Here is a 26088-nt window from a genome sequence, read left to right as displayed (position 1 = left end):
AGGGTGGGGCGAGGGGGTCAGAAGCGGGCGGGCTCTCGGTAGACGCCCCACTCGGCGCGGAGGGCGTCGCAGATCTCGCCGAGGGTGGCCTCGGCGCGGACCGCGTCGAGCATGGCGGGGATCATGTTCTCGCCGGTCCGGGAGACCTCGACCATCCGCTTGACGGCGGCGGTGACGGCGGCGTCGTCGCGGGCCGACTTGCGCTCGGTCAGCACCCGGCGCTGCTCCAGCTCCACCTCGTGCGAGATGCGCAGGATCTCCAGGTCCTTGGCGACGGTCCCGGTGTGGCAGTTGACGCCGACGATCTTCTTGTCGCCCTTCTCCAGCGCCTGCTGGTAGACGAAGGCCGACTCGGCGATGTGCCCGGTGAACCAGCCGTCCTCGATGCCGCGCAGGATGCCGGAGGTCATCGGGCCGATGGTGTGCGGGCCCTCGCCGCCGAGCTGCTTGATCCGGGCGAAGATCTCCTCCGCCTCGGCCTCGATCCGGTCGGTGAGCGCCTCGACGTACCAGGAGCCGCCGAGCGGGTCGGCCACGTTGGTCACCCCGGTCTCCTCCATCAGCACCTGCTGGGTACGCAGGGCGATCTCGGCCGACTCGTCGGTGGGCAGGGCGAGCGTCTCGTCGAGCGCGTTGGTGTGCAGCGAGTTGGTGCCGCCGAGCACCGCGGCCAGGGCCTCCACGGCCGTACGCACCACGTTGTTGACCGGCTGCTGCGCGGTCAGCGACACCCCGGCGGTCTGCGTGTGGAACCGCAGCCACTGCGCCTTCTCGCTGGTGGCGCCGTACACGTCGCGCAGCCAGCGGGCCCAGATCCGGCGGGCGGCGCGGAACTTCGCGATCTCCTCGAAGAAGTCCACGTGGGAGTCGAAGAAGAAGCTCAGGCCGGGGGCGAAGGTGTTCACGTCCAGCCCGCGCGACAGGCCCAGCTCGACGTACCCGAAGCCGTCGGCCAGCGTGTACGCCAGCTCCTGCGCGGCGGTCGAGCCGGCCTCGCGGATGTGGTAGCCGGAGACGGACAGCGGCTTGTACCGGGGGATCTCCCGCGCGCAGTACTCCATCAGGTCACCGATGAGGCGCAGGTGCGGCTCGGGGTCGAACAGCCACTCCTTCTGCGCGATGTACTCCTTGAAGATGTCCGTCTGGAGCGTCCCGTCCAGCGTGGACAGATCGGCGCCCTGCCGTTCGGCGGCGACCAGGTACATGCAGAAGACCGGCACGGCCGGGCCGGAGATGGTCATCGAGGTGGTCACGCCGGCCAGGTCGATGCCGTCGAACAGCACCTCCATGTCGGCCGCCGAGTCGACAGCGACGCCGCAGTGGCCGACCTCGCCGAGCGACTGCGGGTCGTCCGAGTCGCGGCCCATCAGCGTCGGCATGTCGAACGCGACGGAGAGACCGCCGCCGCCCGCGCCGAGGATCATCTTGTAGCGCTCGTTGGTCTGCCGGGCGTTGCCGAAGCCGGCGAACTGCCGGATGGTCCAGGTCCGCCCGCGGTAGCCGGTCGGGTACAGACCCCGGGTGTACGGGAACTCGCCCGGCCAGCCGATCCGCTCGAACCCGGGGTACGCGGTGTCCTCCGGCGGGCCGTACACCGGCTCGACCGGCAGTCCGGACAGCGTGGTGAAGTCCGCGTCGCGCTTGCGGGCGGCGTCGTAGCGGGCCTGCCAGCGGGCCCGACCGGCGGCGATCTCGTCAGCGTCCATGCGCGGAGCTCCTTCTCAAGTCGTCGTCCCGGTTCCGAGTGTAGAGCGAGATCCTGAACGATCCTTAAGGGCTCGCGTACCGGCCGGTAACCCGGCGATCGGCCCCACCGGGGCGACCCATCACCGTCGATCCGCAGCTCAGGGCCCTGTCTCACGTGGCGGACGGCTGCCCGGCGCAGCCTCCCGGCGAGCCGGTTCCCGTGCCACACTCCCGCCGTGGGCAATCGAATCGCGACCCGGCTGATTACCTAGGCGGCGTACGCCTCCGCGTGCGTCGCCGGCCAAGCCAACCTGTCGGCTCGTCCCTGTGAGGCCCCCGTGAGCGTGTCCGCATCCACCCCCGCAACCGTCGATCCTCCCCGGGCCGACCCCGGCCGCCGCCCGCACGACGAGCCCGCCGGTGAGCACGGCACGCCGTGCACGATGGTGGTCCACCTCGGCGTGGGTCACTCCACGACCGGCCTGCTCAAGGTGCTGTCCGTGCTGCACTCCCGTCGGGTCGCCGTGTCACACGTCCAGTACGTGCAGTGCCCGGACCGGTCCGCGGTGATGATCGTGGAGTGCTCCCCCGCCACGGCGCCGATGGAGACGGTCCGCAAGAGCGTCGCGAACGCCGTACCGGTCGTCAGCGTCAGCGTGCACAGCGCGCCGGGCCGCGACGGCGTCCGGCGCCTCCGGTCGGGCCGCGGCACCCATCGGTGACCGGTCAGCCGGTGACCTCCGGGCCGCCGGCGCGCATGACGTCCCGGGCGGTGAGCGCCACGTGCAGCGACAGGCGCCGCTCGCTCGAGTCCAGGTCGACGCCGAGCACCCGCTCGATCAGTTCCAACCGCTGGTACAGCGCTGACCGCGACAGGGACATCGCGTCCGCCGCGCGCCGCTTGTTGCGCCCCTCCACGAGGTACGTCTCCAGCAGGCCGACATGGTTCGTGCCGTGGCGCTGGTCGTAGGAGAGCAGCGGGCCCAGCTCGCGCTCGACGAACGTCTGCAGGCGCACGTCGTCGCGCAGCAGGTACAGCAGGCCCCGGAGGCGGACGTCGTGCAGCCGGTAGAACGGGCGCGGCTCGGCGGTGTGCACTGTCGCGTCGGCCACCTGCGCCGCCTCGACCAGTGAGCGCCGGGCCAGGTCGAGCGTCCGGACCACCGATCCGGCGGCGACCACGACGTCCGATCCGGCCCGGTGGCCCGCCCGGGTGAGCGCGGCGGACAGGCTCCCCAGCGCTGCCTCGTCGGAGCCGGTCCCGTCGAGCGCGACGAGGAGGGTGACGCCGGTACCGCCGGCCGCCTCGTCCACGTCGCCGACGAGCGCGGCGAGCCCGCACTCGCGTACCGCCGTCTCCACCGCGTCGAGCAGTTCCCGCCGCCGCCCGTTCGCCTCGCCGGTGGCCGGGACCGGGCGGCGCCGCCGGACCACGACGCCGAGCAGCAGTCGCTGTTCCAGTACGACACCGAGCCCGCGCGCCCGCAGCGCCACGTCCCGGGTGGGGGCCGAGTGGTTGACGAGGCTCAGCAGCAGGCTGCTGCGCGCCTGCCGCTCGACCGACGACGAGTCCCGGGCGACGAGCTGGTTCAGCGCGATGGTGGACGCGGCGCGCTCCAGCAGCACCCGGGTCCGGGCCGGTGGCTCCTGGTCGCACAGCAGCACGAGCCGTCCCCACCGGTTGCCCCGCGCCTCGACACCTGTCACCAGCCAGCCCGAGCGCGGCTCGTAGCCGGTGCCGGACGGGACCTCGACCGCGCGGGAGCGGGTCTCCCAGCGGTCGAGCAGCTCCTCGGCGGTCAGCGGGCCGGTCTCGTACGCCAGCACCTGGTGCGCGAGGTTCTCCAGCACGGCGGGACGCCGGGACAGGCGGGTGACCTCGCGGAGCACCTGCCGGGGCTCGGCGCCCTCCACCGACAGCTCGGTGAAGACGCGGTGGATCTCGTCCTTCGCGAGCAGTTCGGCCGTCTGCTCCTCGACGATCACCGAGTGGACGACCTCGGTGACGGCGACGAACCGCATCTCGCGCCGGAGCGCGATGAGGGGCAGGTTCCGGCTGCGGGCGTGCTCGACCAGCCCGGCCGGCAGGGTGCCGCCGAACCGGCGGCCCAGCTCGACCACCACACCCGCCACCCCGACGGCCGCGAGGCCGTCGATCCACCGGCGCAGCCCGTCGTCGTCGGGGGGCAGGCCGATGCCGGTGGTCAGGACCAGCTCGCCGCCGCGGAGCAGGTCGGCGATCTCGGGGATCTCGGCGACGTGCACCCAGCGCACCGGCGCGTCCAGCCGGTCCCGGCCCGCCAGGACGCGCGGCCCGGCCTGCTGCAACGCCGGCAGTTCGAGCACGTCGCGGACCGTCATGGGCATCGGAGCGCCTCCCCCTTCCCTCCGGCGCACAGTATGTGCGCTTCCCGCGGACGGGAACGACACAGTGCCCATTGCCCGGACCTGGGGAAGCGCAGATGATCCCGGGCATGACCCAGACAGCACCCGGCACCGTGCCCGCTCCCGTCCCGCTGGAGCGGGTGACCCACTGGATCGACGGCAAGCCGTTCGCCGGCGTCACCGAGCGTGCGGCCCCAGTCTACGATCCGGCGCTGGGCACGGTCCGGACGGAGGTGCCGCTGGCCTCCGTCGACGAGGTGGACCAGGCCGTCGCGTCCGCCGCCGCCGCGTTCGTCTCCTGGCGGACCTCGTCGCTGACCAAGCGCACCCAGGTGCTGTTCGCGTTCCGCGAGCTGGTCAACCAGCACAAGCAGGAGCTGGCCGAGCTGATCACGGCCGAGCACGGCAAGGTCGTCTCCGACGCCCTCGGCGAGGTCACCCGCGGCCTGGAGGTCGTCGAGTTCGCCTGCGGGATCCCGCACCTGCTCAAGGGCGGCTACTCCGAGGGCGTGTCCACGAACGTGGACGTCTACTCGATCCGCCAGCCGGTCGGCGTCTGCGCCGTCATCTCGCCGTTCAACTTCCCGGTGATGGTCCCGATGTGGTTCGTGCCCATCGCCGTCGCGGCCGGCAACACCGTCGTGCTCAAGCCCAGCGAGAAGGACCCGTCCGCGTCGCTGCTCGTGGCCCGGCTGTGGGAGCAGGCCGGGCTGCCCGCCGGTGTGTTCAACGTCGTGCACGGCGACAAGGTCGCCGTGGACCGGCTGCTGGAGCACCCCGAGGTCAAGGCGGTGTCGTTCGTCGGCTCCACGCCGATCGCCCGGTACGTGTACGAGACCGGCACCCGCAACGGCAAGCGCGTCCAGGCCCTCGGCGGCGCGAAGAACCACATGGTGGTGCTGCCGGACGCCGACCTGGACCTGGCCGCCGACGCGGCGGTGAACGCCGGGTTCGGCTCGGCCGGCGAGCGGTGCATGGCGATCTCGGCCCTGGTGGTCGTCGAGCCCGTCGCCGACGATCTGGTGACCCGGATCCGCGAGCGCATCGCCACGCTGAAGGTCGGCGACGGGCGGCGCTCCTGCGACATGGGTCCGCTGGTCACCAAGGAGCACCGCGACCGCGTCGCGTCGTACCTCGACGCGGGCGTCGAGGCCGGCGCCGAGCTGGTGGTGGACGGCCGCGAGGTGCGGGTCGACGGCGACGAGTCCGGGTTCTGGCTCGGGCCGAGCCTGCTGGACCGGGTGTCGCCGGAGATGAGCGTCTACACCGACGAGATCTTCGGGCCGGTGCTGTCGGTCGTGCGCGTGGGCAGCTACGACGAGGCGCTCGCGCTGGTCAACGCCAACCGGTACGGCAACGGGACGGCCATCTTCACAAACGACGGCGGCGCCGCGCGCCGCTACCAGAACGAGGTCGAGGTCGGCATGGTCGGCGTCAACGTGCCGATCCCGGTGCCGATGGCCTACTACTCCTTCGGCGGCTGGAAGGACAGCCTCTTCGGCGACTCGCACGCACACGGGGCCGAGGGCGTGCACTTCTTCACCCGCGGCAAGGTCGTCACCTCCCGGTGGCTCGACCCCAGCCACGGCGGGATCAACCTCGGCTTCCCCGAGAACGTCTGAGCAGCGGAGAGAGAACGCCGATGAGCAGCAGCGCACAGCGCACCTACGAACTCGACCGCGCCCACGTCTTCCACTCCTGGTCCGCCCAGTCGCTGCTCGACCCGATGGTGGTCGAGCGCGCCGAGGGCTCGTACTTCTGGGACGGCGACGGGAACCGCTACCTGGACTTCTCGTCGCAGCTCGTCAACACCAACATCGGCCACCAGCACCCGGTGGTGGTCGCGGCGATCCAGGAGCAGGCCGCCAAGCTGTGCACCATCGCGCCGTCGTACGCCAACGACGTCCGCGGCGAGGCGGCCCGGCTGATCACCGAGCTGACCCCGGCCGGCCTTTCCAAGGTCTTCTTCACCAACGGCGGCGCGGACGCGATCGAGCACGCCGTCCGGATGGCCCGGCTGCACACCGGGCGGCCGAAGGTGCTGTCGCAGTACCGCAGCTACCACGGCGGCACCCAGACCGCGGTGAACCTCACCGGCGACCCGCGCCGCTGGCCCAGCGACAACGGCACCGCCGGGGTGGTGCACTTCTTCGGCCCGTTCCTGTACCGGTCGGAGTTCGGCGCCACCACCGAGGAGGAGGAGTGCGCGCTCGCGCTGCGCCACCTCGAACGCGTGGTGGAGATGGAGGGCCCGTCCACCATCGCCGCGATCGTGCTGGAGACGGTGCCGGGCACCGCCGGCATCATGCCGCCGCCGCCGGGCTTCCTCGCGGGCGTACGGGAGCTGTGCGACAGGCACGGCATCCTCTACGTCGCCGACGAGGTGATGGCGGGCTTCGGGCGTACCGGCGCCTGGTTCGCGCTGGACCACTACGGCGTGGTGCCCGACCTGATCACCTTCGCCAAGGGCGTGAACTCCGGTTACGTCCCGCTCGGCGGTGTGGTGATCGCCGACCACGTCGCCGAGACGTTCGCCACCCGTGCCTACCCCGGCGGCCTGACCTACTCCGGTCACCCGCTGGCCACCGCCGCCGCCGTCGCGACCATCAACGTGATGCGGGACGAGCGGATCGTCGAGAACGCCGCCACGATCGGCGCCGACGTGCTGGGACCGGGGCTGCGCGAGCTGGCCGAACGGCACCCGAGCGTCGGTGACGTACGCGGGCTCGGCGTGTTCTGGGCGCTGGAACTGGTGCGCGACCGCGCGACGAAGGAACCGCTGGCGCCGTACGGGGCGTCGTCGCCGGAGATGAACGAGGTGCTGGCCGCGTGCAAGCGCGGCGGCCTGGTCGCGTTCGCGAACTTCAACCGGATCCACGTGGTGCCGCCGTGCACCGTGTCGGAGACGGAGGCCAAGGCGGGGCTGGCGATCCTCGACGAGGCGCTGACACTCGCCGACCGCCACACGGTCTGAGCAATGCCCACCACCGCCCGCCGGGTCCACCCCGGCGGGCGGTCCCGTATCCGAGATCCGCGAGACGGCCGGCGACCCCGGTGACGCGGAGACCGACGCACCCAGAAGGTGACGAATGACTACCGTAGATCTCGCCGACCCACCGGTCACCAACCCCTTCACCGGCACCACCGGACTTCCGCGTACGTCCGAGGGCTGGACCCAGCTCGTCACCCCGGACGGGCGCCTGCACCCCGAGGTCGACGCCGACCGCGACGCCCTCGGCCGCCTCACCCGCGACCTGTACCGGGGGATGCGGCTCGCGCGCCGCCTCGACGACGAGGCGTTCGCGTTGCAGCGGCAGGGCGAGCTGGGCCTGTGGCTGCAGTGCCGCGGCCAGGAGGCCGCCCAGGTCGGTTCCGTCGCGGCGGTACGCGCCGACGACTACGTCTTCCCGAGCTACCGGGAGCACGCCGCGGCGCTGTGGCGCGGCATCGGCCCGGCCGACCTGCTGCGCCAGTGGCGCGGCGTCGCGCACAGCGGCTGGGATCCGGAGCCGTACGCGTTCCACATCTACACGCTGGTCCTGGCCGCCCAACTGCTGCACGCCACCGGGTACGCCCTCGGGGTGCAGCGCGACGGCAGCGACACGGTCGTCGTGACGTACTTCGGTGACGGCGCCGCCAGCGAGGGCGACGCGAGCGAGGCCATGAACATCGCCGCCGTCAACGCCGCCCCGATGGTGTTCTTCTGCCAGAACAACCAGTGGGCCATCTCGACGCCGACGGCGTCGCAGACGCGTACGCCGATCCACCGGCGCGGCGCCGGGTTCGGCCTGCGCAGCGAGTGGGTCGACGGCAACGACGTGCTGGCGGTGTACGCGGTGACGTCCGCGGTGACCGCGCACGCCCGGTCCGGCAACGGTCCCGCGATCGTCGAGGCCACCACGTACCGGATGGGTGGGCACAGCACGTCGGACGACCCGACCCGGTACCGCACGGACGACGAGCTGGCGGCGTGGCGGGCGCGGGATCCGCTGGCCCGGGTCGAGGCGCTCATGCGCGCCGAGGGCTGGAGCGACGAGGCGTTCCTCGGCGAGGTCCAGGCCGAGGCGGACGAGCTGGCCGACCGTACCCGCCGGGAGTGCCTGGCGCTGGAGGCGCCGGACCTCGCGGACGCCTTCGCCACGGTGCTGGCCGACGTGCCCCCGCTCCTGCGGGAGGAGCGCGACGCGTTCGTCGCCTACCGCGCCTCCTTCCTCGACTGACGCCCGCCTGCGATCGGAGAACTCGTTCATGCTCACCCTCTGTCAGGCACTGAACAGCGGCCTGCGCCACGCCATGGAGGACGACGACAAGGTCCTCCTGATGGGCGAGGACGTCGGCCGCCTCGGCGGCGTCTTCCGGGTCACCGACGGTCTCCAGAAGGACTTCGGCGAGGCCCGGGTGGTGGACACCACCCTCGCCGAGTCCGGGATCATCGGCACCGCCATCGGGCTGGCGCTGCGCGGCTACCGCCCGGTCTGCGAGATCCAGTTCGACGGCTTCGTCTACCCCGCGTTCAACCAGATCGTCTCCCAGCTCGCCAAGATGCGGGCCCGCACCGGCGGTCGTACCGCCCTGCCCGTGGTGGTGCGCATCCCGGTCGGTGGCGGCATCGGCGCGGTGGAGCACCACAGCGAGTCGAACGAGGCGTACCTCGCGCACACCGCCGGGCTGCGGGTCGTCTACTGCGCCAGCCCGGACGACGCGCACTGGATGATCCGCCAGGCCGTCGCCGGTGACGACCCGGTCATCTTCTACGAGCCGAAGCGCCGCTACTGGGTCAAGGGCGAGGTGACACCCGCCGGACCGCCGCTGCCGCTGGACCGCGCCCGGACCGTGCGGCCGGGCACCGACCTGACGCTCCTGACGTACGGCGGCACCGTCGCCACCTGCGTCGCCGCCGCCGAGGCCGCGGCACAGGAGGGCCGCGACATCGAGGTGATCGACCTGCGGTCCATCTCCCCGCTGGACGTGGCCACAGTCGAGGAGTCCGTCCGCCGCACCGGCCGGGCGGTGGTGGTCCACGAGGCGCCCACGTTCGCCGGGTTCGGCGCCGAGGTCGTCGCGCAGGTGACGAGCCGGTGCTTCTACTCGCTGGAGGCGCCGGTCGAGCGGGTCGGCGGCTTCAACCTGCCGTACCCGCCGGCCAAGGTCGAGGAGGAGTACCTGCCCGACCTGGACCGAATCCTCGACGCCGTCGACCGCGTCCTGGCCGCGTGAAGGGAGAGGTACCAGTGAGCGTTCAGCAGTTCCGCCTGCCCGACGTCGGCGAGGGCCTCACCGAGGCCGAGATCGTCACCTGGCGGGTCGCCCCGGGCGATCCGGTCCGCCTCAACGACGTCCTGGTGGACATCGAGACCGCCAAGGCCGTGGTCGAGCTGCCCAGCCCGTACGCCGGTGTGGTGGACCGCCTCCTCGCCGAGGAGGGGCAGACGGTCGACGTGGGCTCGCCGATCATCGCGATCCGGACGGCGGGCGACGGCCCTGCGGCCCCGCCCGCCGACGAGCCCGCGACCCCGCCGCCGACCGAGGACGAGCCGACCGCCGGCGAGCCGGCCGTGGAGCGCACCGCTGTGCTCGTGGGCTACGGCGTGTCCGCCCAGGCGCGGACGCGCCGGCCGCGTCGCGGCACGCCGTCCGTCCGCCCGGCCGAGCCCGTCCGCCGGCCGCACACGTCCCGGCCGCCGGTGCTCACCAAGCCGCCGCTGCGCAGGCTCGCGAAGGACCTCGGGGTGGAGCTGACCGAGGTACGCGGCAGCGGCCCCGGCGGCCGGATCACCCGCCAGGACCTCCTCGACCACACCACCGGCCGGGCGCCCGTGACCGATCACCGGCGGGACGAGCGCCTGCCCGTGCGCGGGGTCCGCAAGGCGACCGCCGCCGCCATGGTCGCCAGCGCGTTCACCGCGCCGCACGTCACGGAGTTCCTCACCGTCGACATGACCGGCACCGTCGAGTTCGTGGACCGGCTGAAGCAGGACCCGGCCTTCCAGGGGGTGAGGGTCAGCCCGCTGCTCGTGGCGTCGCTCGGGGTGCTGGACGCCGTCCGCCGGTACCCGGACGTCAACGCCCGGTGGGACGAGGAGAACCAGGAGATCGTCCGGTTCGCCGACGTCAACCTGGGCATCGCCGCCGCGACGCCGCGCGGCCTGCTCGTGCCGAACGTCAAGGCCGCGCAGAACCTTCCGGTACGGGACCTCGCGGCCGCCCTCAACGAGCTGGCGGCCACCGCGCGGGAGGGCCGCACCCGTCCCGCCGACCTGTCCGGCGGGACCGTCACCATCACCAACATCGGGGTGTTCGGGGTCGACGCCGGCACCCCGATCCTCAACCCCGGCGAGGCGGCGATCCTCTGCCTCGGCGCGCTGCGCCGGATGCCGTGGGTGGTCGACGAGCAGGTCGTCCCCCGGTGGACGGTGCAGTTGTCGCTGTCGTTCGACCACCGGCTGGTGGACGGCGAGCTGGGCAGCCGGGTGCTGGCCCACGTCGGGCGGTTCCTGGAGGATCCGCTGTGGGGCCTGGCCCTGCGCTGAGGGTCCGGTAGACGGACGGCGCGTGGACGGACGACGAGGTCCGTCCACGCGCCGTCGCCGTACGCGCGGCGCGCTTCAGTCCACGACCTCGAACCCGACGCCGACGGACGGCCGGGGCGCGACGCCGCCCGCCGGCGCGATGGGTTCGCCGACCTCCTCGGACGCGGCGAGCCGGAACCGCACGTACTCCAGCTCGCCGGAGAACTCGTGCCGGGCCGGGTAGCTCGGCGACACCGGCGAGTGGATGCTGCGCCCCACGTCCATGCCGGCGAAGCCGTGGAAGAACGGCAGCAGTCGCGGGAACAGCGCCTCGCCCGCCGCCTCGCCGTCCACGTACAGGCGGCCGGTGCCCTGGCAGTCGGCCGTCTTCGTCAGCTCGAAGGTCAGCTCCACCGGGCCCAGCGGCAGCTCGCCCTCGGACCGCAGCACGTAGCGGGTGCCGAGGTGGTTGTACTCGTACACCAGGTGGTTGTCCTGGATGTGCAGCACGTACCCGCCGCTGACGTTGCCGAGCACCACGATCACGCCGCCCTGGGTGGCGTCGGTGCGGTGCAACCGCGCGGTGATGGCGTGCGAGCGGTTCATCGTCGGCGGCACCGCCGCGCCGGAGATCGTCGGCACGCCGGCCAGGTAGGTGAAGTCCAGCCGGTCCCGCACCGATCCGGGGCGCGGCACGCGGGCCTGGACGGCGAATCCCCTGTCGTCCAGCGGCAGCACGTCGTAGCGGGCCGCCTCGATCCAGAACTCCTCGATGAGACGCCGCAGCACCTCCGGGTACTCGGCGGCGAGGTCGCGGCTCTCGGTGGGATCGTCCTCGATCCGGTACAGCTCCCAGCGGTCCTCGTCCCAGGAGGTGCCGCGCTCGTGGAACGCCACCGCCTTCCAGCCCTGGTGGTAGATGCCACGGTGGCCGAACATCTCGAAGTACTGGCGGTCCCGCGACGGTGGCGCCGCCGGGTCGCGCAGCCCGTCGCGGAAGCTGCGGCCGTGCAGCGGCATCTGCGGTACGCCCCGGCGCACCGCGGGTGGCTGCACCCCGACCAGGTCGAGCACCGTGGCGGTGACGTCGATGCTGTGCTGGAACTGCGTCCGCACCTGCCCGCCGGGCACGTCACCGGCCGGCCAGCTCAGCACGAACGGCACCCGCACCCCGCCCTCGTGGGTGTGCTGCTTGTAGCGGCGGAACGGGGTGTTGCTGACCTGCGCCCAGCCCAGCGGGTAGTTGCTCTGCGCCCGGGGGCCGCCGATCTCGTCGATCCGGTCCAGGCTGTCCTGGAGGTTCTCCGGCACCCGGTTCTGAAACGCGGTGGGGTTGAGCGTGCCGAGCGGCGTGCCCTCGGGGCTCGCGCCGTTGTCCGACATGACCACGAAGATCGTGTCGTCCAGTCGGCCGATCCGCTCCAGGAAGTCGACCAGGCGCCCGAGCTGGGCGTCGGTGTGGTCGACCATCGCCGCGTACGCCTCCTGCATGCGGGCGAACAGGCGCCGCTGGTCCGGCGGCACGTCGTCCCAGGGCACGACGCCGGGGTTGTGCGGTGGCAGCGGCGCGTCCGGCGGGATGATGCCCAACCCGATCTGCCGCCGGTGCCGGTCCGCGCGGACGACGTCCCAGCCGGCGTCGTACCGGCCCCGGTACTTCGCCAGGTACTCCGGCGGGGCCTGGTGCGGCGCGTGCGCGGCGGCGTACGCCAGATACAGGAAGAACGGCTTCTCCGGGGTGAACGACGTCTGGTCCCGGACGAACCCGATGGCCCGGTCGGTCAGGTCCTCGGTGAGGTGGTAGCCCTCCTCCGGGGTGGCCGGCGGGTCCACCTGGTGGTTGTCGTACACCAGCTCCGGATAGAAGTTGTCGGTCTCGGCCTCCAGGAAGCCGTAGTACCGCTCGAAGCCGCGGCCCAGCGGCCACTGGTCGTACGGGCCGGACGGCGTGGTGTGCTCCAGCGGCGCGACGTGCCACTTGCCGACCGCCATGGTGTTGAACCCGGCGTCGGCGAGCATCTCCGCGACGGTGGCGGCGGCGTGGGTGATCCGCCCCCGCCCGCTCGGGAAGCCACTGTCGAAGTTGGACAGCATGCGCATGCCGACGCTGTGGTGGTTGCGGCCGGTGAGCACGCTGGCCCGGGTCGGCGAGCACAGCGGCGAGGTGTGGAAGTTGGTGTACCGCAGCCCGGAGGCGGCCAGCCGGTCGATCGTCGGGGTGTCGATCTCGGCGCCGAAGCAGCCGAAGTCGGCGAACCCGACGTCGTCCAGCAGCACGTACACCACGTTCGGCGTACCCGCGGCGGCCGACGGCGGCGCGCTCCAGTGCTCCGTCGACTCGCCGTAGGTGCGCCCGATGGTCCCCTCGTACGGAGGGTCGGCCAGAGGTCCGGTCACGGTACGCCTCAGCCGGCCGTCGTGCCGCCGTCGAGGACGAGCGTGTGGCCCGTGATCATGCGCGCCTCGTCGCCGGCGAGGAACACCACCGCGTCGGCGGAGTCGCGCGGCGTCGCCATGCGGCCCAGCGGGATCGACGCCCGAAAGTTCTCCCGCGCGCTGTCCGGCACGTCCCCCATCCCGCCCAGGAACGCCGAGAGCATCGGCGTCTCGGTCGCCGCCGGGGCGATCGCGTTGACCCGGACGCCGTGCGGCGCGAGTTCCAGCGCCAGCGCCTTCATCAGGCCGATGACGCCGTGCTTGGCGGCGGTGTACGGCGCGTACCGGGGGCGGGCGATGACGGCCTGGAGCGACGCGGTGAACACGATCGCGCCGCCACCGGCCTCGATCAGCGCGGGCGCGGCGGCCTGCGCGGTCCAGAACGCGCCCTTGAGGTTGACGTCGATTACGCGGTCCAGCGTCGCCTGGTCCACCTCGTCGAGCGGGCCGGTGAACGGCGTACCGGCGTTGGCGTGCATGAGGTCGAGCCGGCCGAACCGCTCGACGGCGGTCTCGACGGCGGCGCGGCAGTCGGCGGCCCGGGTGACGTCGCAGGCCACGCCGACCACGGCGGACCCGAACCCGGCGGCCGCCTCGGCGGCGCGGTCGCCGTCGAGGTCGGCGATGACCACGCGCGCGCCCTCCTCGACGAGCCGGCCGACGGTGGCCAGTCCGATGCCGCTGGCGCCTCCGGTGACGACGGCGACGCGGTCAACCAACCTCATGTGCTGCTCCTGTTGAATCGGTCCAGGAGGTCGCCGCTCAGGGTGGGCACCGCGGACAGCAGCCTCTGGGTGTAGGGGTGCCGGGGATCGGAGTAGATCGATACGGTCTCGCCCGTCTCGACGATCCGGCCCTGGTTCATCACCGCGATCCGGTCGCAGAGGTACCGGACGACGGACAGGTCGTGGGAGACCAGGATCAGGGTCAGCCTGAACTGCTCGGCCAGGTCGGTGAGCAGGTTGAGGATCTGCGCGCGCACCGAGACGTCGAGCGCGCTGACCGGCTCGTCCCCCACGATGACCTTCGGCCCCGCCGCGAGGGCACGGGCGATGGCGATGCGCTGCCGCTGGCCGCCCGAGAACTGGTGCGGGTAGCGGGTCACCGCCTCCTCCGGCAGGCCCACCGAGTGCATCAGCTCGGCCACGCGGGCCCGGTGGTCGCCGGGCAGGCGCAGCGCGCGCATCGGCTCCGCGATGATGTCCGCGACGCGCATGCGCGGGTTCAGCGACGACATCGGGTCCTGGAGCACCATCTGCACGTCCCGGCGCAGGAACCCGAGCCGCCGCTCCGGTACGCCGCTGATCCGCTGCCCGTTGTAGAACGCGGTGCCGGACGTCGGCTGGTCGAGGGCCATGAGGATCCGCGACAGCGTGGACTTGCCGGAGCCGCTCTCCCCCACGATGCCGAACGCCTCGCCCTCGTGGACCTGCACGCTCACGCCGTCGAGCGCGCGGATCGGCTGACCCGGCGTACGCAGCGACCGCCGCGGGGCGCGGTACTCGCGCACCACGTCGACGGCTTCCAGCAACGGCGTGGTGGTCATGCGCTGGCCTTCCCGCTTCCTAGGGGCTGGTCGCTCTCGATCGGGTGGTGACAGGCCGCCCGCTGGGTGCTGCCGGGCGGCGCCGTCAGCAGCGGCACCGTGCCGCAGACGTCGTCGGCGCGCGGGCAGCGGTTGCGGTACACGCAGCCGGTGGGGAACGACCCGAGCGACGGCACGCGGCCCGGGATGGTGGACAACCGCCCGCTCCCGTCGGTGCTCTCCAGCACCGTGGACGCCCGCAGGCCCGCCGTGTACGGGTGCCGGGGCGAGTCGAACACGGTGGCCACGTCGCCGTGCTCGACGATCGAGCCGCCGTACATGACGAGCAGTTCCTGGCAGATGCTCGCGACGACCGGCAGGTCGTGCGTGATGAGCAGCAGCGACGCGCCCTCCTCGCGCACCAGCGTGTCCATCAGCCGCAGCATCTCCGCCTGCACCGTGACGTCCAGCGCGGTGGTGGGCTCGTCCGCGATCAGCACGGCCGGGTCGCAGGCCAGCGCGATGGCGAGGACGACGCGCTGACGCTGGCCGCCGGAGAGCTGGTGCGGGTACTTGCGCGCGGTGCGGTCGGGCTCGGGCAGCTGGACCCGTTCGAGCAGTTCGACGGCCCGGGCCGAGGCAGCCGCCCGGCTCATCCCCTTGTGCAGCCGCAGCGACTCGGCGACCTGGTTGCCCACCCGCATCAGCGGGTTCAGCGCCGTCATCGGCTCCTGGAACACCATGGCGATGTCGTTGCCGCGGACCGCGCACATCTGCTTGTCCGACAGGTCGAGCAGGTCACGGCCGTTCAGCAGCACCCGCCCGGACGCGGTCACGCCGTGGGGCAACAGGCCCATCAGCGCGAGCGCGGTCAGGGACTTGCCGCAGCCGGACTCGCCGATGAGCCCCATCCGCCGGCCCCGCCCGATCTCGAACGAGACGCCCTTGACGGCCTGGATGTCGTGGACCTCGACGACGAGGTCCTCCACCACGAGCCCGCTCACGCCGCTCACCGTCCTCTCAGCCGCGGGTCGAGGGCGTCGCGCAGCCCGTCGCCCATGAGGTTGAAGCCGAGCACCGACAGGGCGATGGCCAGACCGGGCCAGACGGCGAGCATCGGCTGCACGACGAAGTAGTTCTGGGCCTCCTGGAGCATCCGGCCCCACGTGGGGGTCGGTGGCGGGGTGCCGTACCCGAGGTAGGACAGCGCCGCCTCGGCGAGCACCGCGTGCGCGAACGACACCGACGCCTGCACGATCAGCAGGGCCGCGATGTTCGGCAGCACGTACCGCACCATGAGCACCACGCCCCGGCGGCCGTAGCTGCGCGCGGCCAGCACGAAGTCGCTCTGCAGCACCTGCATCGCGCCGGCCCGGGTGAGGCGGCCGAACACCGGGACGTTGGCGACGCCGATGGCGATCATGCCGGTGAGCGTGGAGGCGCCGAAGCCGGCCGCCAGGATGATCGCCAGCAGGATGGCCGGGAAGGCGAACACGATGTCCAGCGCCCGCATCACCGGCTCGCTGAGCCAGCGGTGCCCGGTGGCGGCGAGCAGGCCCAGCGGTACGCCGACAGCGGCGGCGATCGCGACGGCGACGACACCGACGAACAGTGTGGTCCGCGCGCCGACGAGGAGCTGGCTGACGATGTCCCGGCCGAAGTGGTCGGTGCCGAGCCAGTGGTCCCCGCCCGGGGAGAGCAGCGTCTGGGACGGGTCGACCCGGGTCGGGTCGTACGGCGTCCAGAGGAACGACACGAGTGCGGTGAGGACGACCAGGCCCACCAGGCCGGCGCCGATCACCAGTGTGAGGTTCCAGCGGCGGCGCGGCTTGACGGGGCCGGCCGCGACGACGTCGGCGGTGGCGTCCGGTGGGGCGTCGGCGACCGATGTCATGCCTTGCTCCTCAGCCTGGGGTCGACCGCGTGGTACACCACGTCGACGACGAAGTTGATCAGAAGCACCGCGGCCGTCAGCACCATCACGGTGCCCTGCACCTTCAGCAGGTCGCGGTTGCCCACGTCCTGCAGCAGCATCCGGCCGAGACCGGGCAGGCCGAAGACGTTCTCGATCACGACGGTGCCGATCAGCAGCGTCGCGAGTTGCAGGCCGAGGACCGTGATGACCGGGATGGCCGCGTTGCGCAGCGCGTGCCGGGTCAGCGCCTGCGAGCGGCTGAGGCCCTTGGCGCGCGCGGTCTGGATGAAGTCCTCCTGCATGACCTCGACCACCGCGGACCGGACGTAGCGCATCAGGATCGCGCCCTGGGCCACGCCGAGGACCAGCGCCGGCATCAGCAGGGCCCGCACCGCGCCGCCGACGTCGTCCCACCCGGTGAACCCGCCGGCGGGCAGCCACTGCAACTTCACCGCGAACACGGTGATGAGCAGGATGCCGAGCCAGAACGACGGAACGGCGATGCCGACCTGGCTCAGCGCCGACAGCGCCGTCCCGATCGCGGTACGGCTCTTCACCGCGGCGAGGATGCCCAGCGGCACGGCGATCAGCAGCGCCAGCGTCATCCCGGCCAGGATGAGCGGCACCGTGACGCCGAGCTTGTCGGCGATCTCCGAGCCGACCGACACCCCGCTGAGCGGCGAGATGCCGAAGTCACCGCGGATCAGGCCGCCGGCCCAGTCGAGGTAGCGCTCGGTGAACGGCCGGTTCGTCCCGAACTGCTCGCGCAGCGCCTCCAGCGCCTCCGGGGTGGCGTTCACGCCGAGCATCGCCTGCGCCTGGTCGCCCGGCAGCAGCGCCAGCATCGTGAAGACGAGGACGGACGCGGCGAACAGCGATACCGCGAGGATGGCCAGCCGCCGGACGAAGTAGATCACCATGCGTGTGTGCTCCCACTCCGAATCATGGCCTGATCATCACCATCTTGGTCACGGTCAGCTCCTCCATGGCGAAGCGCGGTCCCTCCCGGCCGATGCCGGAGTCCTTGACGCCGCCGTACGGCATGTTGTCGGCGCGGAAGCCGGGCACCTCGTTGACCAGCACACCACCGACGTCGAGGCGGCGCACGACGTCGAGGGCGACCGCCAGGTCACGGGTGAAGACGGCGGCCTGGAGCCCGTAGCGGGACCGGTTGACCAGCTCGACCGCCGCGTCCATGTCGGGCACCGAACGGACGCAGACCACCGGACCGAAGATCTCCTCCGCCCAGCACTCGGCGTCCTCGGGGACGTCGACGAGCACCGTCGGTTGCAGCACCCGGCCCTGCGCCGTACCGCCGGCCAGGCAGCGCGCCCCGGCGGCGACCGCGCGGTCCACCCACGAGTGGACCCGCTCGGTGGACGCCTCGTCCACCAGGGCGGACACGCGGGTTTCGGCGGACCGTGGGTCGCCGGTGGTGACCGAGGCCAGCAGCGGCCGGACGCGTTCCAGCAGCGCCTCGCGGACCGGCTCTTCGACGATCACCCGCTGCACGCTGATGCACGCCTGGCCGGAGGCGTAGAACCCGCCGCGTACGACCGCCTCTGCGGCCCGGTCGAGGTCGGCGTCGCGGCCGACGACGAGCGCCGCGTTGGACCCGAGTTCCAGCAGCACCTTGCGCGGGGCCGCGGCACGGGCGATCTGGTGGCCCACGTGCGCCGACCCGGTGAACGACACGGCGGCGACGCCGGGGTGCGTGGTCAGGAGCTTGCCGACCTCGACGCCACCGGTGACGAGCTGCACGCCCGACGCCGGGCAGCCCGCCGCGCGGAACAGGTCCACGAGCACGAGCGTGGCCAGCGGCGTGTTGGGCGCCGGCTTGACGATCACCGGGCAGCCCGCCGCCACCGACGGCGCGACCTTGTGGGCGGCCAGCAGCAGCGGGTAGTTGAACCCGGTGATGCCGACGACGACGCCGACCGGGCGGCGTACCCAGAAACCGAGCATGCCCTCGCCGGCCGGCTGCATGTCCAGCGCCACCGTCTCGCCGGTGAGGTGCCCGACCTCCTCGGCGGCCGTCTCCAGCGTGACCAGCGTGCGGGCGACCTCGACCCGGCAGTCGACGAGCGGCTTGCCGGTCTCCAGGACCAGCAGCTCGGCCAGCGAGTCGGCGCGGGCGCGCACCTCGGCGGCGACTGCCGTCAGGATCGCGCGCCGCCGGTGGCCGGGCAGCCCGGCCATCTCCGCGGCGACCCCCTGCGCGGCCTCGACAGCCGCCTCCGCGTCGGCGATGCCGCCCCATGGCGCCTGGGTGACTGTGCTGCCGTCGTACGGGAAGCGCACCGGCGCGGTCTGCGCGGTGCTGGTCCAGCCCGCGCCGATCGGCAGGCCGGCGGGCAGCGCGGTCAGCAGCTCCTGCGCGGTCACGACGCCGCACCCGTGCGGGCGCCGGTGGCACCGGTGAGGAAGGCCAGCGCCGCCTCGGCGTACACCTTCGTCTTGCGGACGATGTCGTCGATCTCGACGTACTCGTCGGGCTGGTGGGCGATCCACTTCGGGCCGGGGCCGTACACCACGTTCGGGATGCCGCTGTCGCGCCACAGGATCGTGCCGTCGGTCGCGCCGGGCACGCCACCGAAGACGGGCTCGGCGCCGGTGACGGCGCGGTGCGCCCCGGCCACGGCGAGCGAGATCGGATGGTCCTCCGGGGTGACCGCGCACGGCCGGTCGTCGACGACCTCGACGGCGAAGGTGACGCCGTGCCGGGCGCCGATGGCGCCGGCGTCGGCGCGGACCCGCGCGGCGAGCGCGGCGTGGTCGACACCGGGTACGGTCCGGCAGTCCACGCCGAGCACGGCGCGGCCGGGGATGACGTTGAGCTGGTCGGCGGAGCCGGCGTCCAGGACCGTGGGGGTCAGGTACGTCGGGCCGAGGTGCACGTGCTCACCCGGGTCGGCCTGCAGCTCCTTCTGGTACCGGCCGAGCGCGGCGACCAGCTCGGCCACCGCGGGGACGGGGTTGCGGCCGTGCTGCGGCATCGCGCCGTGCGCCATCTTGCCGGTGCAGGTGACCAGCAGCCGGACGGCGCCCTTGGCGACCGCGCAGATCTCCTCCGCCTCCGGCTCACAGATGATCGCGGCGTCCACCTCGCGGGCCAGCGCCGTGGTGGTGAAGTGCTTAGCCCCGAGCATCTGGCCCTCCTCGTCCACCAGGGCCGCCACCACGATCCGGCCCGGGAACGGCCCGGCCAGCTCGACGGCCCGGGTCGCGTGGATCATCGCGGCGACACCGGCCTTCATGTCGGCGGAGCCGCGACCGTACAGCCGCCCGTCGACGATGTCGCCGCCGAACGGGTCGACCGTCCACTCCTCGGGAGCGCCCTCGGTGACGACGTCGGTGTGCCCCTCGAACATCAGCGTGGGGCCGGGCAGGCCGCCGTCCACCACGGCGACGACGTTGGGACGCCCGGGGACGACCTCGGTGACCTCCGGCCGCCAGCCGAAGCCCCGCATGACCTGCGCGACGAGTTCCGCCGCGGGCTGCTCGCTCCGCCCGCGCCCCGCGTCCCAGGTCGAGGGGATGCGGACCAGGTCCTGGGTCAGCGACACGACGGCTTGCTCGTCCACGAGATGGCCGGCGCGGAGGGAGGCGTGGGTGTCCGACGTCATGGCGTCGGAGGTTACGAACTCCGCCCCCGGAGGGGAACGTCCAGTTTCCGGGTCGGTGGGGGTACCAGTCGCGGCCGGACCTGGTCTTCTACCGCCTCGACGACCCGCCGCACCCCCTCGTCGATGCGGTCCAGTGGCATCACCTGGTACCCCAGGCGCAGGTGGTGCCGCGGTGCCGGCCGGGTCGCCCAGTACGGCGCGCCGGGGTCGAGCAGCACGCCCTGCCGGCGCAGCTCGCGGGCCAGTTCCCCGGCGTCCAGCCCCGGCGGGCCGGTGATCCACCGGGCCAGCCCGCCGCGCGGCACCGGCTGCGGTCCCCAGCGCACGTGCCGCTCGACCGCCCGCACCATCTCCTCGTACAGCCCCAGGTAGTGGGCGCGGACGCGGCGCACGTGGCGGGCCAGGTCCCGGCTGGCGATCATCTGCGCGAGGGCGCGTTGCATCGGGCCGGGCGGGTGGCGCAGCACGTAGCGGGAGCGGGCCCGCATGGCGTCCACGAGCGCGGGGGACGCCACCACGTAACCGAGCCGCAGGCCCGGCGCCAGCAGCTTGCTGAAGCTGCCGAGGTAGACGACGCGGTCCTCGTCGTCGAGCGCCCGCACCGCCACCGCGGGCATCCCCCGGAACGTCATCTCCGGGTCGTAGTCGTCCTCGACCACGACCGCGTCCGCCGCGCCGGCCCGGCGCAGCAGCTCCTCACGGCGGGACGCCGACATGGTCGCCCCGGTCGGGTACTGGTGGCTCGGCGTGACGTACACGAGCTGGGCGCCGTGCAGGTCGGCCGGCAGGTCCTCGACGACCAGGCCGTCCTCGTCGACCCGGCCGGGCACCACGTCGGCGCCGGCCATCTGCATGATCGTCCGCGCGTCCGGGTAGCCGGGGTCCTCGACGAGCACCACGCTGCCCGGCCGGACGAGGACGCTCGCCAGCAGGTGCAGCGCGTGCGTCGAACCCAGCGTGATCATCACCTGGTCCGGGTGGGCGGAGATGCCGCGCGCGGGCAGCACGTGCTCGCAGAGCTGACGCACCAGCTCCGGGTCGTCGGCCTGGCCGGCGTCCCCGATGACCCGGGACAGCCCGTCCTGCCGCAACGCCTCGCGCTGCGCCCGCTCCCACGCGCCGATCGGGAACATGGACGGGTCGGGCTGGCCGACCACGAACGGGAACGGCGCCCGGGCCCAGGCCGGATCCCGGTGCACCGGAGTGGGCGGCGGTTCCGGCAGCCGCGCCGCCCAGTCGATCGGCTGCATCGGGGAGCGGGCGGTCCGCCGCGCGGCCCGCATCCGCACCACCGCGTCGGAGGAGACGTAGAGACCGCGTCGCGGGACGGTCACGATCAGGCCCTGCTCCATGAGCCGGTCGTACGCGGTCAGGACCGTGTTCCGGGAGACGCCGAGTGCCTCGGCCAGGCGGCGCGTGCTGGGCAGCGGGCCGTCGTCGTACTGCCCGGCGAGGATGGCGTCCTCGAGCCCGGTGATGATCTGCTCGTAGAGCGGAACCGTGCTCTGCGGGTTGACCGGCAGCAGGAAATCCGTCACCTCGACCTCCCACTCCCGCGGGGGTCTCGCCTCGTCCCGTCGTCGTACGCCCTGCACACGCCCTGTGCGTCCCGCTGGTACCAGCCTAGCCGGAGACCTGGACCTGTTGCGGAGGGCCCGTTCCCGCCACGCTTGGCCGGGCGATGGCAGGTGACGGTCTCCTGCACGCGGACAGGGGTGGACTCATGAGCGCCCAGCGAATCGCGCTGGTGCCCGGCGACGGCATCGGACCGGAGGTCACCGCGCAGGCGGTCAAGGCGTGCGACGCCGCCGCCCGACGGTTCGGGATCGACCTGGTCTGGGAAGACTACGAACTCGGCGCGGACTACTGGCGGATAACCGGCCAGGTCGTGCCGCCGGACGTGGAGCAGGAACTGGCCAAGGCGGACGCCATTCTCTTCGGCGCCGTCGGTGACCCGTCGGTGCCGCCCGGCGTGCTGGAACGCGGCCTGGTCATCCACCTGCGGACCGCGTTCGACCAGTACGTGAACCTGCGGCCGGTCAAGCTGCTGCCAGGTGTGCCCACGCCCATCGGTGGCCTCCGCCCGGAGCAGTGCGACCTGGTGATCCTGCGGGAGAACACCGAGGGCGCGTACGTCGGCGCCGGCGGCTTCATCCACCGGGGCGGGCCGGACGAGATCGCCACCCAGGAGTCGGTGAACACCCGCAAGGGCGTCGAGCGCCTCATCCGGCACGGCTTCCGGCTGGCCCTGGGCCGCCGCAAGCACGTCACGCTGGTGCACAAGGCGAACATCCTCACCTACGCCGGTGACCTGTGGCAGCGGACCTTCGAGGAGGTCGCGGCGGAGTACCCGGACATCGAGGTGGACTACGTGCACGTCGACGCGATGTGCCTCTACCTGGTGACGCAGCCGGAGCGGTTCGACGTGGTGGTCACCGACAACCTGTTCGGCGACATCATCACCGACCTGGGCGCGGCCGTGCAGGGCGGTCTCGGCCTCGCCGCGAGCGGCAACCTCAACCCGACCGGGTCGGCGCCGAGCATGTTCGAGCCGGTGCACGGCTCCGCGCCGGACATCGCCGGCCGCGGCTGGGCCAACCCCGCGGGCTCGATCCTCAGCGCCGCGCTGATGCTGGAGCACCTGGGCCACCCCGAGGCGGCCCGCTGCCTGGAGGACGGCGTGAAGGCGGTGCTGCCGCGCCTGGGCGCCATGCGCGGGCCGGAGATGGGCATGTCGACCGAGGACTTCGGTGACGCGGTCGCCGCCGTCATCGGCGAGGGCGCGTACCAGGCGGACGCCCTGCCGGCGTGACGCGGATGTGAGCACCGAACCGGTTCCGGACGGCGGCGGGGACACTCCCCCGCCGCCGCCGTGTTGCGCGCCGAAGCGACCGCCCGCCGGCGTCGTCGCCGCCGCTGCGGGCGCGAGCGCCGTCTCATCCGCACACGGGGGTACGGACGACCTGATCGCGCTGCCCGGCGGCACCTTCCTCATGGGCACCGACGACCCCGAGGGCTTCCCGGACGACCTGGAGGGTCCGGTCCGCCCGGTGACCGTGGGCCCGTTCGAGATCGCCGCCACACCGGTGACGAACCGGCAGTTCGCCCGCTTCGTCGACGCCACCGGCTACCGGACGGACGCGGAACGGTACGGCTGGTCGTTCGTCTTCCACCTGCTGCTGGCACCGTCCGCGGGCCAGTACGTGCTGGACGCGTCAGTGCCGCAGGCGCCGTGGTGGCTGGCCGTCGAGGGGGCGCACTGGGCCGCTCCGGACGGCCCCGGGTCGGACGTACGGGGACGCGAGCGGCACCCGGTCGTCCACGTCTCCCACCGCGACGCCGAGGCGTACTGCCGGTGGTCCGGTACCCGGCTGGCCGCCGAGGCCGAGTGGGAGTACGCGGCGCGCGGCGGGCTGTCCCAGGCCCGCTACGCCTGGGGCGACGAACTGACCCCGGGCGGGCGGCACCTGTGCAACATCTGGCAGGGCGTCTTCCCGGCTGTCGACACCGCGGACGACGGGTTCGCAGGCACCTCTCCGGTGACCGCGTTTCCGCCGAACGGCTACGGCCTGTACGACGTTGCGGGCAACGTCTGGGAACTCACGGCCGAACCCTGGCGGGACCGCCTCGGCCACATCTCACCAGGTGAGAGCGTCATCAGGGGTGGTTCGTACCTGTGTCACGACTCCTACTGCAACCGATACCGCGTGGCAGCGCGGAGCCGGACCACCGTCGACTCCTCAAGCGGCAACACCGGATTCCGGGTGGCACGGTAGCGCGGCGCTGATTGGTACCTGCCGACCCCGCTGAACTGGCCCTTTTGCATCGGGTACCACGCTCCTAGTGTCCCGCCTCACAGGCTACGAGCGCCCTTGGCGTTCTTCGCGATGGGACACACGAATGAATCGGCTGAAGATAACGCTGCCCGCCGTGCTGCTCGCCACGGCGCTGGCCCTGACCGCATGCAGTAGCGACGGCGACTCGGGGACCACCACCGGTGGGGGTTCCGGCAACGGCACCGTCACCCTCGGTGCCTACCTCGAGCCGGTGAGCCTCGACCTGACCGCCGAGGCCGGCGCCGCGATCCCGCAGGTCCTGCTCTACAACGTGTACGAGGGCCTGGTGCGCCAGAACGCGGACACCGGTGAGGTGGAGCCGCTGCTGGCCAGCGAGTGGAAGGTGTCCGACGACGGCACCAAGTACTCGTTCAAGCTCCGCGACGGCGTGACCTTCCACGACGGCCAGAAGCTCACCGCGCAGGACGTGGTGTGGAGCTTCAAGCGGGTGACCGCCGAGGGCTCGACGAACCCGTTCAAGTCGCAGATGACAGTCGTGAAGACCGTCGAGGCGCCGGACGCGTCCACGGTGGACGTGACGCTGTCCCGGCCCAGCCAGAGCTGGCTGTTCGACGTCGCCGGCCGCGTCGGCGTGGTACTCAAGGAGAACGCCACCGACCTGGGGACGAAGCCGAACGGCACCGGCCCCTTCAAGTTCGACAAGTGGAACCGCGGCGACAGCATCACCCTGGTCCGCAACGACGGCTACTGGGGCGAGAAGGCCAAGGTCGCCACCGCCGTCTTCCGGTACATCACCGACGCCAACGCGCTCAACAACGCGATGCTCTCCGGCCAGCTCGACATCGTGGCCAACATTCAGGCGCCGCAGCTGCTCGAGGTGTTCAAGGGCAACAAGCAGTTCGAGGTGGTCGAAGGCAAGACGACCGGTGAGGTCGTCATGGCGATGAACAACGGCAAGGGCCCGCTGGCCGACGTCCGGGTGCGCCAGGCCATCCGCCACGCGATCGACCACGACGCGCTGATCAAGACCGTCTGGTCCGGGTACGGCACGAAGATCGGCAGCATGGTGCCGCCGAGCGACCCGTGGTACGAGGACCGCACCGGCGACTTCCCGCACGACCCGGCCAAGGCCAAGCAGCTGCTCGCCGAGGCCGGCCACGCCGACGGGCTCACCCTGACCATGGACGTCCCGCCGCCCGGCTACGCCCGCGCGTCCGCGCAGTTCGTCGCCTCGCAGCTCGCCGAGGTCGGCATCAAGGTGACCCAGAACAACGTCGAGATGCCGCAGTGGCTGGACAAGGTGCTCGGCAAGGCCAACTACGACCTGTCGATCATCGCCCACGTCGAGCCGCGTGACCTGGTCCGCTACGGCCAGCCGGACTACTACTACCGGTACAAGAACCCGGCCGTCACGCAGCTCATGAACGAGGCCGACACGGCCCTGGACGCGGCGACCCGGGACAAGAAGTTCGCCGAGGCCGCGAAGGTCATCTCGCAGGAGGCCGCCAGCGACTGGCTGTTCCTGCTGCCGAACCTCGCGGTGATCCGCGACGGCGTGGAGGGCTACCCGAAGGACGCGGTGACCCAGTCCTTCGACGTCACCAAGGTCTCCAAGAAGTAACAGCACCACGACCCAGAAGGACCTGGTGGGCCCCGCCCACCAGGTCCTTCTCGCATTCCCCACCCTCGCTCCCCGCACCCCGCTCCCGCTCCCGCTCCCGCTCCCGCTCCCGCTCCCGCGATCTTGCAGTTGCGGCCCTCGGCGTGGGGGATTCACCCCTTTCGCCGGGGCACAAAGCGCAAGATCAACGGCCCGAGGGGGGTTCCGGGGAGCTGCTGTCCTGCTGGGGCGGCGCGGCGACGGCATTCAGGGCGAGCGAGGCGCCGTGCCGGCCCGCAGCGCACACGAGGACAGTCGAGGTGATGGTGCAGGCGTGGAGCCTTGCGTTGCCGGGACGCGGGGCATCGACACGGGCATCGCCGAGCGGGCTCGTGTTCCCCGGACACGGGGGCGTCGAGCTGTCCTGCTCCGAGGTGGGCGGCCCGTCAACGCACCCCACTCGTCGATCTTGGAGTTGTGGCGCCCAGGATGTCCTGCAAGCGAAGTCTGCGAGGTGCCACAACTCCAAGATCGGCGAGAAGCCCCGGGACGGACGGGCGGGCGGGCGGGGCCGGGAACGACGGGAGGCGGGCCCCGTCCAGGTGGACG

20 protein-coding genes are annotated in these 26088 nt (G+C 72.5%); 9 read left to right on the top strand and 11 right to left on the bottom strand.

What is annotated here, in order from left to right; all coding sequences use genetic code 11:
* Positions 1-17: 17 nt before the first annotated feature.
* On the bottom strand, positions 18-1706 hold the full coding sequence (locus V6U82_RS18510; protein ID WP_334462824.1) for an acyl-CoA mutase large subunit family protein: 1689 nt from the start codon (positions 1704-1706) through the stop codon (positions 18-20).
* Positions 1707-2024: 318 nt separating this feature from the next.
* On the opposite strand from V6U82_RS18510, the gene V6U82_RS18505 reads away from it, so the two are divergent.
* Positions 2025-2408, top strand: coding sequence for a hypothetical protein (locus V6U82_RS18505; RefSeq protein ID WP_318333022.1), 384 nt, complete (start codon positions 2025-2027; stop codon positions 2406-2408).
* A 4-nt stretch (positions 2409-2412) separates the two neighbouring features.
* Here V6U82_RS18505 and V6U82_RS18500 read toward each other — a convergent pair whose 3' ends face one another.
* The gene (locus tag V6U82_RS18500; protein ID WP_334462821.1) at positions 2413-4053 is read right to left on the bottom strand and encodes a PucR family transcriptional regulator; all 1641 of its coding nucleotides are present in this window, start codon (positions 4051-4053) and stop codon (positions 2413-2415) included.
* A 107-nt stretch (positions 4054-4160) separates the two neighbouring features.
* Here V6U82_RS18500 and V6U82_RS18495 point away from each other — a divergent pair, with 107 nt between their 5' ends.
* The 5 genes from V6U82_RS18495 (at position 4161) to V6U82_RS18475 (ending at position 10601) form a co-directional block, all read left to right on the top strand.
* The gene (locus tag V6U82_RS18495) at positions 4161-5693 is read left to right on the top strand and encodes a CoA-acylating methylmalonate-semialdehyde dehydrogenase (protein WP_442933447.1); all 1533 of its coding nucleotides are present in this window, start codon (positions 4161-4163) and stop codon (positions 5691-5693) included.
* 20 nt (positions 5694-5713) lie between these two features.
* On the top strand, positions 5714-7045 hold the full coding sequence (locus V6U82_RS18490; RefSeq protein WP_334462818.1) for an aspartate aminotransferase family protein: 1332 nt from the start codon (positions 5714-5716) through the stop codon (positions 7043-7045).
* Between the two features lie 115 nt (positions 7046-7160).
* The gene (locus V6U82_RS18485; RefSeq protein WP_128137607.1) at positions 7161-8291 is read left to right on the top strand and encodes a thiamine pyrophosphate-dependent dehydrogenase E1 component subunit alpha; all 1131 of its coding nucleotides are present in this window, start codon (positions 7161-7163) and stop codon (positions 8289-8291) included.
* 28 nt (positions 8292-8319) lie between these two features.
* Complete coding sequence (locus tag V6U82_RS18480; protein ID WP_334462817.1) at positions 8320-9288, top strand: alpha-ketoacid dehydrogenase subunit beta; 969 nt, start codon at positions 8320-8322, stop codon at positions 9286-9288.
* A 14-nt stretch (positions 9289-9302) separates the two neighbouring features.
* Positions 9303-10601 carry a dihydrolipoamide acetyltransferase family protein gene (locus V6U82_RS18475; RefSeq protein WP_334462815.1) on the top strand — a complete coding sequence of 433 codons (1299 nt, stop codon included), beginning with the start codon at positions 9303-9305 and terminating at the stop codon, positions 10599-10601.
* Positions 10602-10676: 75 nt separating this feature from the next.
* On the opposite strand, the gene V6U82_RS18470 is transcribed toward V6U82_RS18475, so the two are convergent.
* From V6U82_RS18470 to pdxR, 9 genes are read right to left on the bottom strand one after another with little or no spacing between them, the layout of a single operon-like run.
* On the bottom strand, positions 10677-12977 hold the full coding sequence (locus V6U82_RS18470) for an arylsulfatase (RefSeq protein ID WP_334462813.1): 2301 nt from the start codon (positions 12975-12977) through the stop codon (positions 10677-10679).
* A gap of 8 nt (positions 12978-12985) precedes the next feature.
* Positions 12986-13741, bottom strand: a complete 756-nt coding sequence (locus V6U82_RS18465) for an SDR family NAD(P)-dependent oxidoreductase (RefSeq protein WP_334462811.1) — start codon at positions 13739-13741, stop codon at positions 12986-12988.
* Positions 13738-14562, bottom strand: a complete 825-nt coding sequence (locus tag V6U82_RS18460; RefSeq protein WP_334462808.1) for an ATP-binding cassette domain-containing protein — start codon at positions 14560-14562, stop codon at positions 13738-13740. The genes V6U82_RS18465 and V6U82_RS18460 overlap by 4 nt, the downstream gene beginning before the upstream one ends.
* The gene (locus V6U82_RS18455; protein WP_334462805.1) at positions 14559-15545 is read right to left on the bottom strand and encodes an ABC transporter ATP-binding protein; all 987 of its coding nucleotides are present in this window, start codon (positions 15543-15545) and stop codon (positions 14559-14561) included. Before V6U82_RS18455 ends, V6U82_RS18460 begins: the two co-directional genes overlap by 4 nt.
* 5 nt (positions 15546-15550) lie before the next feature.
* Entirely contained in the window at positions 15551-16435 is an 885-nt protein-coding gene (locus V6U82_RS18450; protein WP_013288207.1) for an ABC transporter permease, read from the bottom strand.
* Complete coding sequence (locus V6U82_RS18445; protein ID WP_128136506.1) at positions 16432-17376, bottom strand: ABC transporter permease; 945 nt, start codon at positions 17374-17376, stop codon at positions 16432-16434. The genes V6U82_RS18450 and V6U82_RS18445 overlap by 4 nt, the downstream gene beginning before the upstream one ends.
* 22 nt (positions 17377-17398) lie before the next feature.
* Positions 17399-18841, bottom strand: coding sequence for an aldehyde dehydrogenase family protein (locus V6U82_RS18440; protein WP_334462801.1), 1443 nt, complete (start codon positions 18839-18841; stop codon positions 17399-17401).
* On the bottom strand, positions 18838-20082 hold the full coding sequence (locus V6U82_RS18435) for a M20 family metallopeptidase (RefSeq protein ID WP_334462798.1): 1245 nt from the start codon (positions 20080-20082) through the stop codon (positions 18838-18840). Before V6U82_RS18435 ends, V6U82_RS18440 begins: the two co-directional genes overlap by 4 nt.
* Before the next feature lie 11 nt (positions 20083-20093).
* A complete protein-coding gene (pdxR, locus tag V6U82_RS18430) occupies positions 20094-21620 on the bottom strand; it encodes a MocR-like pyridoxine biosynthesis transcription factor PdxR (protein WP_128136504.1) in 1527 nt (508 codons plus the stop codon).
* A 185-nt stretch (positions 21621-21805) separates the two neighbouring features.
* Here pdxR and V6U82_RS18425 point away from each other — a divergent pair, with 185 nt between their 5' ends.
* The 3 genes from V6U82_RS18425 to V6U82_RS18415 all read left to right on the top strand — a co-directional run bounded on the left by V6U82_RS18425 (position 21806) and on the right by V6U82_RS18415 (position 25500).
* Complete coding sequence (locus V6U82_RS18425; protein ID WP_121685029.1) at positions 21806-22894, top strand: 3-isopropylmalate dehydrogenase; 1089 nt, start codon at positions 21806-21808, stop codon at positions 22892-22894.
* A gap of 7 nt (positions 22895-22901) precedes the next feature.
* On the top strand, positions 22902-23858 hold the full coding sequence (locus tag V6U82_RS18420) for a formylglycine-generating enzyme family protein (RefSeq protein WP_334462796.1): 957 nt from the start codon (positions 22902-22904) through the stop codon (positions 23856-23858).
* 124 nt (positions 23859-23982) lie between these two features.
* Entirely contained in the window at positions 23983-25500 is a 1518-nt protein-coding gene (locus V6U82_RS18415) for an ABC transporter substrate-binding protein (RefSeq protein ID WP_128136502.1), read from the top strand.
* Positions 25501-26088: the final 588 nt, after the last annotated feature.

The organism is Micromonospora sp. CPCC 205554, from assembly GCF_036902745.1.
GTDB lineage: Bacteria > Actinomycetota > Actinomycetes > Mycobacteriales > Micromonosporaceae > Micromonospora > Micromonospora tulbaghiae.
This window is presented reverse-complemented; position numbering and strand designations above follow the sequence as displayed.

Bases quoted from the DNA above. Each gene is read 5' to 3' on its own strand.
- V6U82_RS18425 (WP_121685029.1), top strand. From the start codon at position 21,806: ATGAGCGCCCAGCGAATCGCGCTGGTGCCCGGCGACGGCATCGGACCG.
- V6U82_RS18480 (WP_334462817.1), top strand. From the start codon at position 8,320: ATGCTCACCCTCTGTCAGGCACTGAACAGCGGCCTGCGCCACGCCATG.
- V6U82_RS18500 (WP_334462821.1), bottom strand. From the start codon at position 4,053: ATGCCCATGACGGTCCGCGACGTGCTCGAACTGCCGGCGTTGCAGCAG.
- V6U82_RS18460 (WP_334462808.1), bottom strand. From the start codon at position 14,562: ATGACCACCACGCCGTTGCTGGAAGCCGTCGACGTGGTGCGCGAGTAC.
- V6U82_RS18450 (WP_013288207.1), bottom strand. From the start codon at position 16,435: ATGACATCGGTCGCCGACGCCCCACCGGACGCCACCGCCGACGTCGTC.
- V6U82_RS18465 (WP_334462811.1), bottom strand. From the start codon at position 13,741: ATGAGGTTGGTTGACCGCGTCGCCGTCGTCACCGGAGGCGCCAGCGGC.
- V6U82_RS18485 (WP_128137607.1), top strand. From the start codon at position 7,161: ATGACTACCGTAGATCTCGCCGACCCACCGGTCACCAACCCCTTCACC.
- V6U82_RS18510 (WP_334462824.1), bottom strand. From the start codon at position 1,706: ATGGACGCTGACGAGATCGCCGCCGGTCGGGCCCGCTGGCAGGCCCGC.
- V6U82_RS18495 (WP_442933447.1), top strand. From the start codon at position 4,161: ATGACCCAGACAGCACCCGGCACCGTGCCCGCTCCCGTCCCGCTGGAG.
- V6U82_RS18490 (WP_334462818.1), top strand. From the start codon at position 5,714: ATGAGCAGCAGCGCACAGCGCACCTACGAACTCGACCGCGCCCACGTC.
- V6U82_RS18445 (WP_128136506.1), bottom strand. From the start codon at position 17,376: ATGGTGATCTACTTCGTCCGGCGGCTGGCCATCCTCGCGGTATCGCTG.
- V6U82_RS18415 (WP_128136502.1), top strand. From the start codon at position 23,983: ATGAATCGGCTGAAGATAACGCTGCCCGCCGTGCTGCTCGCCACGGCG.
- V6U82_RS18435 (WP_334462798.1), bottom strand. From the start codon at position 20,082: ATGACGTCGGACACCCACGCCTCCCTCCGCGCCGGCCATCTCGTGGAC.